This is a genomic window from Shewanella sp. 11B5 (genome assembly GCF_002836795.1).
GTDB lineage: Bacteria > Pseudomonadota > Gammaproteobacteria > Enterobacterales > Shewanellaceae > Shewanella > Shewanella frigidimarina.
Genome location: NZ_PJAP01000353.1, coordinates 1 through 8584, shown reverse-complemented (window position 1 = coordinate 8584; position 8584 = coordinate 1). Strand labels below are relative to the sequence as shown.

At 40.8% G+C, this 8584-nt stretch carries 9 protein-coding genes; 8 read left to right on the top strand and 1 reads right to left on the bottom strand.

The window, feature by feature from the left end; all coding sequences use genetic code 11:
* The 8 genes from CXF78_RS07660 to CXF78_RS07625 form a co-directional block, all read left to right on the top strand.
* A partial coding sequence (locus tag CXF78_RS07660) for a protein phosphatase CheZ (protein ID WP_145991392.1) occupies nucleotides 1–122 on the top strand: 122 nt, incomplete at its 5' end.
* Between the two features lie 15 nt (nucleotides 123–137).
* The gene (locus tag CXF78_RS07655; protein ID WP_102036436.1) at nucleotides 138–2348 is read left to right on the top strand and encodes a chemotaxis protein CheA; all 2211 of its coding nucleotides are present in this window, start codon (nucleotides 138–140) and stop codon (nucleotides 2346–2348) included.
* A gap of 30 nt (nucleotides 2349–2378) precedes the next feature.
* Complete coding sequence (locus CXF78_RS07650) at nucleotides 2379–3575, top strand: protein-glutamate methylesterase/protein-glutamine glutaminase (RefSeq protein ID WP_102036435.1); 1197 nt, start codon at nucleotides 2379–2381, stop codon at nucleotides 3573–3575.
* A complete protein-coding gene (locus CXF78_RS07645) occupies nucleotides 3568–4032 on the top strand; it encodes a membrane anchored protein in chemotaxis locus (protein ID WP_102036434.1) in 465 nt (154 codons plus the stop codon). The genes CXF78_RS07650 and CXF78_RS07645 overlap by 8 nt, the downstream gene beginning before the upstream one ends.
* 45 nt (nucleotides 4033–4077) lie before the next feature.
* On the top strand, nucleotides 4078–4872 hold the full coding sequence (locus CXF78_RS07640; protein ID WP_011636679.1) for a ParA family protein: 795 nt from the start codon (nucleotides 4078–4080) through the stop codon (nucleotides 4870–4872).
* Nucleotides 4856–5938 (top strand): chemotaxis protein CheW, encoded by a 1083-nt coding sequence (locus tag CXF78_RS07635; protein WP_011636680.1) that lies wholly within the window; start codon nucleotides 4856–4858, stop codon nucleotides 5936–5938. Before CXF78_RS07640 ends, CXF78_RS07635 begins: the two co-directional genes overlap by 17 nt.
* Nucleotides 5939–5940: 2 nt before the next feature.
* The gene (locus CXF78_RS07630; protein ID WP_011636681.1) at nucleotides 5941–6435 is read left to right on the top strand and encodes a chemotaxis protein CheW; all 495 of its coding nucleotides are present in this window, start codon (nucleotides 5941–5943) and stop codon (nucleotides 6433–6435) included.
* 92 nt (nucleotides 6436–6527) lie between these two features.
* Nucleotides 6528–6926 carry a DUF2802 domain-containing protein gene (locus CXF78_RS07625; RefSeq protein ID WP_011636682.1) on the top strand — a complete coding sequence of 133 codons (399 nt, stop codon included), beginning with the start codon at nucleotides 6528–6530 and terminating at the stop codon, nucleotides 6924–6926.
* A gap of 89 nt (nucleotides 6927–7015) precedes the next feature.
* On the opposite strand, the gene CXF78_RS07620 is transcribed toward CXF78_RS07625, so the two are convergent.
* Nucleotides 7016–8392 carry an RsmB/NOP family class I SAM-dependent RNA methyltransferase gene (locus tag CXF78_RS07620; protein WP_102036433.1) on the bottom strand — a complete coding sequence of 459 codons (1377 nt, stop codon included), beginning with the start codon at nucleotides 8390–8392 and terminating at the stop codon, nucleotides 7016–7018.
* Nucleotides 8393–8584: the final 192 nt, after the last annotated feature.

Below are 8584 nucleotides of genomic sequence, written 5' to 3'. Positions count from 1 at the left end.
CGCCAACTATAAACGAAAATAAAATAGAAGCAGAAGGTCCCATCATGCATGCTGAACTGCGTGAAGATGTGGTGACAGGTCAAGATGAAGTAGACGATCTGCTATCAAGTCTGGGTTTCTAATTAGGAGTCAATTTAATGTCTTTTGATGTTGATGAAGAGATACTCCAGGACTTTTTAATTGAAGCTGGCGAGATTTTAGAGCTTCTACAGGAGCAGCTAGTTGCTCTTGAAAATAATCCTGATGACAGTGATTTACTTAATGCTATTTTCCGTGGATTCCATACCGTTAAAGGTGGGGCTGGTTTTTTAAGTCTAAAACCGATGGTTGACGTATGTCATGAAGCAGAAAACACGTTCGATTTATTACGCACCGGTAAACGTGGCGTAAATGCAGAATTAATGGATATTATTTTGCAAGCGGTCGACGCCATTAATTCCATGTTTGCTCAAACTCAACAGGGAGAATCACAAGACCCTGCTGATTCTGCATTACTTTCTAAACTCAAATTATTAAGTTCGGGGGCACCATTACCTTCAGAAATGTCGGCAGATGAACCGGAACCAATTGAAAATATTGTTGAATTTAGTGAGCCTGAATACGTCGAAGATATCAGTATTCCATCAACGGAAATGTCTGACACTGGCAGTATTGATGACATTGATGAGTCAGAGTTTGAAGCTTTGCTTGATGCCTTACATGGTCCGGGTAAAAGTCCTGTTTCAGCTAAACCTTCTGAAGTAAAAAAAGACAATATTGACTCAAAGCCTGCTACAACAAGTGGTAGCGATGAAATTACTGATGATGAATTTGAAGCATTATTAGATGAATTACATGGCTCTGGTTCATTCGAAGCTAAAACCAAACCTGTTGCTCCATCTAAGCCCGCTGCAAAGCCTATTGTTGAACCCTTGGTTGATTCTGATGAAATCACAGACGATGAATTTGAACGTCTTTTAGATGAATTACATGGTAAAGGTACTGCGCCAGTCGCTAAATCGCAAACGCCTCCTCCAGCTCAACCTACTAAAGCCGTCGCACCTCCACAAGCAGCAAAAACGAGTCCAGCCCCTACAGCTAAACCAGTAGCGACATCAGCCCCGTCTGTTGCTTCAAAGGTTGAGCCAGTAAAAGATAAAACGCCTGCAAAAGCGGCGTCTGTCCCACAAGGCGAAACAACAGTTCGTGTTGATACTGCTCGTTTAGATCAAATTATGAATATGGTCGGTGAGTTAGTTTTAGTGCGTAACCGATTGGTTAGTTTAGGCATTAATCGTGAAGACGAAGAAATGTCCAAGGCGCTTGCAAACCTAGATTTGGTTACGGCTGATTTACAAGGTGCGGTGATGAAAACCCGCATGCAACCGATTAAGAAAGTTTTTGGTCGTTTCCCGCGTGTTGTTCGCGATTTAGCTCGTACCTTAAATAAAGAAATTGATTTAATCATGATTGGTGAAGACACCGATCTTGATAAAAACTTAGTTGAGGCATTAGCCGATCCTTTAGTCCACTTGGTTCGTAACTCAGTTGATCACGGTATCGAAATGCCGATTACTCGTGAAGCGAGTGGTAAATCTCGAACCGGTACAATTACCTTATCGGCTAGCCAAGAAGGCGACCATATCCTGCTTAAAATTGAGGATGATGGCGCGGGAATGGATCCTGAAAAACTAAAACAAATCGCTATAAGTCGTGGTGTGCTTGATGAAGATGCCGCCTCGAGAATGACCGATAACGAAGCTTATAACTTGATTTTTGCCCCAGGATTTTCAACCAAAGTTGAAATTTCAGATATTTCAGGACGTGGAGTGGGTATGGATGTGGTGAAAACCCGCATCAACCAACTAAACGGTACTGTTTATATTGATTCTATGAAAGGTAAGGGCACGGTTCTCGAAATTAAAGTGCCATTAACCTTGGCTATTATGCCGACATTGATGGTTGATGTGTCTAATCAAGTTTTTGCATTACCATTATCGAGTGTGAATGAAATCTTTAATTTAGATTTAACAAAAACCAATATAGTAGACGGTCAATTGACGGTAATTTTCCGCAATAAGGCCGTGCCATTATTCTACCTAGAACATTGGCTGCACAGTAAAAAATCAACCTTTAAACATGGCGATAAAAAGCATGGTCATGTGGTTATTGTTCAGCTTGGCACGATGCAAATTGGTTTTGTTGTTGATGCATTGATAGGCCAAGAAGAAGTTGTCATTAAACCGCTTGGCAGTATGTTACAAGGAACTCCAGGAATGGCGGGTGCGACTATTACATCCGATGGTGGTATTGCACTGATTTTAGATGTGCCAGGACTGCTAAAACATTACGCTAAAAGCAAAAAATAAGAATAAAAGTTCCATTATTTAAGGAATTAAATGGCCATAAAAGTACTAGTTGTAGATGATTCTAGCTTTTTTCGACGTCGAGTCAGTGAGATTGTCAATCAAGATCCTGATCTCGAAGTCGTCGCAGTTGCCGTTAACGGCAAAGAAGCTGTTGAAATGGCTGCAAAATTAAAGCCTCAAGTCATTACGATGGATATTGAAATGCCTGTGATGGACGGTATAACTGCTGTTCGTGAAATTATGGCTAATAATCCTACACCTATTTTGATGTTTTCATCATTAACTCATGATGGTGCTAAAGCGACACTTGATGCGTTAGAAGCCGGCGCATTAGATTTTTTGCCAAAACGTTTTGAAGATATAGCAACGAATAAAGACGATGCGATTCTTTTGTTACAGCAACGAATTAAAGCGTTAGGTCGACGTAGGATGTATCGGTCAAGTTCGTTAACACCTACTTCAACAATAGAATCTCGTCGTTCAACGATTGCTGTTCCAGAGACAAATACGCCTCGTCGTCCGTTAAGTAGTCGTTTGGCTTCCACAACAACACCAGTAGCGACTCGTTCCAGTTTATCCACAATCTCGGCAGATCGTCATAGCGCTAATCCGACAACGTCTTCAATATCATCTATTCGGGCCAGTGGTAAGCAATATAAATTGTTACTCATTGGAACTTCAACCGGTGGACCAGTAGCATTACAGAAAGTATTAACCGCATTTCCAGCAAATTATCCTCATCCTATTGTGTTGATACAGCATATGCCTGCGGCGTTTACTCCAGCTTTTGCAGCTCGTTTAAATACCTTGTGTAAAATTGAGGTAAAAGAAGCCGAAAATGGTGATGTTATGCGCCCTGGTTGTGCTTATTTAGCGCCTGGAGGCATGCAGCTCATGATTGAGCGAAGCGGTATTTCTGGAAGACTTAAAGTCATTTCTGGAACTCAAGAAATGAACTATAAACCGTGTGTTGATATTACTTTTGCATCAGCATCCAAAGCTTTTGGCGGTGATGTTTTAGCGGTTGTATTAACCGGAATGGGGGCTGACGGTAGAGAAGGTGCCAGAATGTTGAAGTCTGTTGGTGCCACTATTTGGGCACAGGATGAAGCAAGCTGTGTGGTATATGGTATGCCTCAAGCTGTGGCATCAACCGGTATCTCGACTCACTCTATTTCGTTGGACAATATGGCTGAAGCTATTTTAAAAGAGTCTAGTCGTGGCTAAGCCAGAGTACTCATTACAGACCAAGCAAATGCTGGGATTTTTTTTATCCTTTATTGCCATCGTAGTATTAGCGGGTTTGTATATTGATGCTCATCAAAAAGTGACGTTATTAGAGCAAGATGTCGCGCGGTTAACGGCATCTCAAGTGTTATTAATGGTACCCGATGATCAAGCCGCTAATATTGCTAATTGGTTAACTCAGCATCCTGAACAAACTCAAGCAATTATAGCGTCTGCAGGAAATAAACAACCCCAAAGTGTGCTGTTTGGTCCGGGTACTTTAGATGACGCACCGCTTACTGATATTGATAAGGTTGAGCACGATGCAGATGTTGCTGCTGAACAAATTGATCAAGAAGTCATAGTATCAGAAGATGCTCAGGGGGTTAAAGTGATCCGTTTACCTAATGGTGGGATCCGTGTAACAACCCGTGATGATAAAAAACACAAGCAGTAGTCAATATTCCATAATAGTACCATTATAATGAGTTGAGAGGCTTTTTTGAAAGTATGGACGGTAGCTAACCAAAAAGGTGGAGTAGGTAAAACCACCACAGTAGCCAGTTTAGCCGGAGCGTTGGTTAAACGTGGTCAACGAGTGCTGATGATCGATACCGATCCTCACGCTTCATTGGGCTATTATTTAGGTATTGATTCCGATGAAGTGCCTTGTTCACTTTATGATGTCTTTTTGAATCATCAGACGCTGACCCAAGAGTTTATTCTACAGAATGTGCTCCCAACTCAAATCGAAGGGCTTGATATCATTCCTGCGAACATGGCGTTAGCGACACTTGATAGGTCATTAGGTCATCAAGAAGGAATGGGTTTGGTGTTGCGCAACTTATTGGCATTGCTTGAAGATAAATATGATGTTGCTATTATCGATTGTCCACCAGTATTAGGGGTGTTAATGGTTAATGCATTAGCAGCAAGTCATCACATTATTATTCCAGTCCAGACTGAGTTTTTGGCTATAAAAGGACTCGAACGTATGGTGAAAACGATGGAAATAATGGGGCGTTCTAAGAAAACTCGTTATAGCTATACTGTATTACCTACAATGTATGACAAGCGCACTAAAGCGTCCCCAATAGCATTACAATTTTTGCAGGATAAATATGGCCCAACACTGTGGCCTAATGATGTAATACCTGTAGATACAAAATTTAGAGATGCAAGTTTGGCTCATTTACCCGCATCACATTATTCAGCCAGTAGCCGAGGTGTAAAAGCATATAATCGCCTGCTGGATTTTTTATTTTCTCAGGAGTTTACCCATGTCAAAATCGGTTGATGAAACTGTTTTTGATTATTTCAGTCTTTTATTACAAGAATCGCCTAAGCCGATTACTGAACAAAGCCTTGAGGTAAAACCAAGTATTTCTGCTAATACCGTTAAAGACAGCGGCAATAAAACGTCAAGCATTAGCGAGGAAAAATCGACTCATACATCGGCCGAAATGACGCTGTCGGCACATTATTCGCAACTAACATCATCTAAGGTTGTTCCTGTTATTGCTAGGCAATATGCAGAGCCAACAACCAGTGTCGATAAGCTGGCACTTGAAAAATTATTATCTGCAGTGTCTAAACCCAAGGCTGAAACCGATTTATCGCAACAGATTAAAGCCAGTGCAGAACGAGTTCGTCAGGCTATCACTCATATTGAGCCTGAAACGGACATTACTCATACAAAAATACAACAAACAGAATTAACGGATAAAGAAATCAAGCCGTTAGTCGATATAAACAATAACGAAAGTTCACATGCTGATATAAAAGACGCTATCATTAAGCATGATCAGTTGGTAGAGAACTCGGCGTCGCAAGAGCACGATGCGCCACAGACTCAGGTTGGGTATCAACCGCCTAGTATTACCCATGATTTACAAGAATTACTTGATGATGAATTTCAGGTGTTATTCTTCAATGTAGCAGGGTTAACACTCGCGGTGCCATTGGTCAGTTTGGGTGGGATTATTAAAATTGAGAAGATAAGCCATCTTATAGGTAGGCCCTCTTGGTTTAAAGGGGTGCAAACCCATCGAGATACTAAAATAAATGTGGTTGATACGTGTGCTTGGGTGATGCCTGAAAAATATTCTCCAGAATTAGCACAAACAGTAAATTATCAATATCTTGTTATGCTTGAAGATAGTCAGTGGGGATTAACGTGCGAATCGTTAGTTAACGCCGTTAAAATAGATAAATCACACGTCAATTGGCGTGAAAAACCGGGTAAGCGTCCTTGGCTTGCTGGGGTAGTAAAACAACAAATGTGTGGCATTTTACATGTTCAAGCATTAATCAAAATGCTTGATGCAGGTTTAGGTTGTCAGGATTCGATTGACCGAGGTTAACTATGAGCAATTCTAGAAGTGTAGCAGCGGCTACTGCAGCTAAAGACGATTTGGTATTACAATGGGTTATATTTAAGCTAGATAATGAAACCTACGGTATTAACGTAATGCAAGTTCAAGAAATATTACGTTACACCGAAATTGCTCCTGTACCAGGTGCACCAGATTACGTTTTAGGTATTATTAACTTACGCGGAAACGTGGTAACGGTTATCGATACGCGTTCACGTTTTGGTTTGCCATCAGCCGAACTAGATGATTCTACTCGAGTGGTTATCATTGAGGCTGAAAAACAAGTTATTGGTATTTTGGTTGATAGCGTAGCTGAAGTGGTTTATTTACGTCGCTCAGAAATTGATAACGCACCAAATGTGGGCACTGAAGAAAGTGCTAAATATATTCAAGGTGTGAGTAACCGCGATAATGAATTATTGATTCTAGTCGATTTGGACAAATTATTGTCTGATGATGAGTGGGTAGAATTAACACAAATTTAATCGTAATCTGATGAAAAAAGCCAACCGAATAACTGTTGGCTTTTTGTTTTGGCTTTAGTTTTGTTTTTTGTTGAAGCAACAAAGGTATGTTAATGGGTGATGAATTTCTAATTGCAGCTTTAGTGTACGTTATTGCATGCCTTGGTTTGGTACTTTACTTACAAAAACAGTCGAGCAAATTAAAGACTAAAGTTAATGCTCTGACAGTGCTAGTAAAAGAAAGCGATCGTCAGCGAGAAGCTGTTAAACGTGAATTACACGAATTGCGTAGTGGTACTATTGGTGTAGGAAGGCGCGTTGTCGAATTAGAGAAAAAACTCTCCAAGCAGTTTGATATGCTGGAAGAAGCTAGCCAGCAAGACCCACAAGCCAAGTTATATTCTAGAGCCGTAAAAATGGTGGGTTTGGGGGCCGGTATTGAAGAGCTAATGCAAGAGTGTGAGTTACCTAAAGCAGAAGCTGAATTAATATTACGCCTTCATCGAAGATAGACAGTTAGTCGTTGTTTCACAATAATAAAAAAGCCATCGATATGATGGCTTTTTAGTGGGAAATTTTAATTCTCTTTCGGCTAGGCGTACTACTTGCGGCGCATTTTTGCGACAAACATGCCATCACTGTTAGCTTGCTGAGGCCAAATTGTCAGCATATCACATAGTTGCCCTGTAAAAGGATGCGTGACCGGTTCAAGTTCAAACTCGGCTGTTTCAGATAAAAAGTCTTTTACAATTTGTTCATTTTCACTAGGTGATAAAGAGCACGTTGCATAAACCAATTTACCGCCTGATTTTACCGCCACTGCGCTACGTCTTAAAATGGCTAATTGTAGCATCGGTTTATCTGTTACTGCACTGGCATCATCAAGCCATCGCATATCAGGGTTTCTACGCCAAGTACCTGTGCAGCTACAAGGAGCATCGACTAATACTCCGTCAAAAGCATTCGCGTCTACAGGCAATACGTCGCCTTTCCAAGGTGCAACACTAATATTATCAAAACCGGCACGTTTGGCACGCTTGCGTAGCTCTTCTAACGGTTTAGTTCGAATATCTGATGCAATAATACTGCCCGTTAAGGCAGAGCCTTGCTGTAACATTAATGAATATAATTGCAGTGTTTTGCCGCCAGCACCACTACAAGCATCCCACCATTTATCATGGTTATTTGGCTGACAAATTTGTCCAATAACTTGTGAAGCTAAATCTTGGATTTCAAGATAACCTTGTTTATAAACATTAACTTCATTTAAGTTAATACTCTTATGACCTAAATTTATGGCATCTGAAAAGTAACTATTCGCTTTTGCTTCAATACCAGCTTGGCCAAGAGATTTGATCACTTTTTCTGTTGATAATGTTTGTGCACGAGCCCAGATCGGAGGGCGGCTGCTCATAGCATTAACAACTGCATATTGATCAACACCATCTATAGGACACAGTTGCCAAAACCATTGTGGCAACAACTGGGTTAGTTGACAGGTATCAATGCCACTTACCGTCATAAAGGCGGTTAATTTGTCATTTAATGAAGCATTATTTATCAGTTCAACTTGGTCCGGGCGGGTTTGAGGCCAACTCGCGAAGTCATTCCAGGCAGTAGCAACGTCATTCCATTCATGTTGTTCCAACATCGCGCATGTGCTTAGCTGTTGAAACCATGTAGTGTGTTTTTGGTTTGAATTTAATTGGTTTAACCAGCCCCACCAGCGAAATAGACCAAACAAACTTTCGCGGATCACTCGCCTATCTTTTGACCCATGTTTTTTATGTTCACGAAAATATTGGCCAATGATTCGATCGGCAGGCATGTTGGTACTCATAACCTGATTAAACAGAGTCTCAATAGTGGTTGAGTAACTTAGGGCTCGCTTTTGTGCTGGTGTCGTCGCAGCTATTTCTTGCGCATGTGTCTCGTCTGATGTGGTTGCGTTAGACATGGCGGGAATATTATGACTCATGAATTGACCTGATATTGCCGCACAGCACATAACTGATGCTGTACAGGGGACTATTTTTTGCTAGTTTAACACGGCTTATCTAAATGATGAGCTAAAACTATGTTGGCGAAAATAACATCATATCTTAGTAATAATCTTGTAATATTAAATACTTCTAAAAGGTTATCACCAGCGTTCGGTGCTAAATATGCT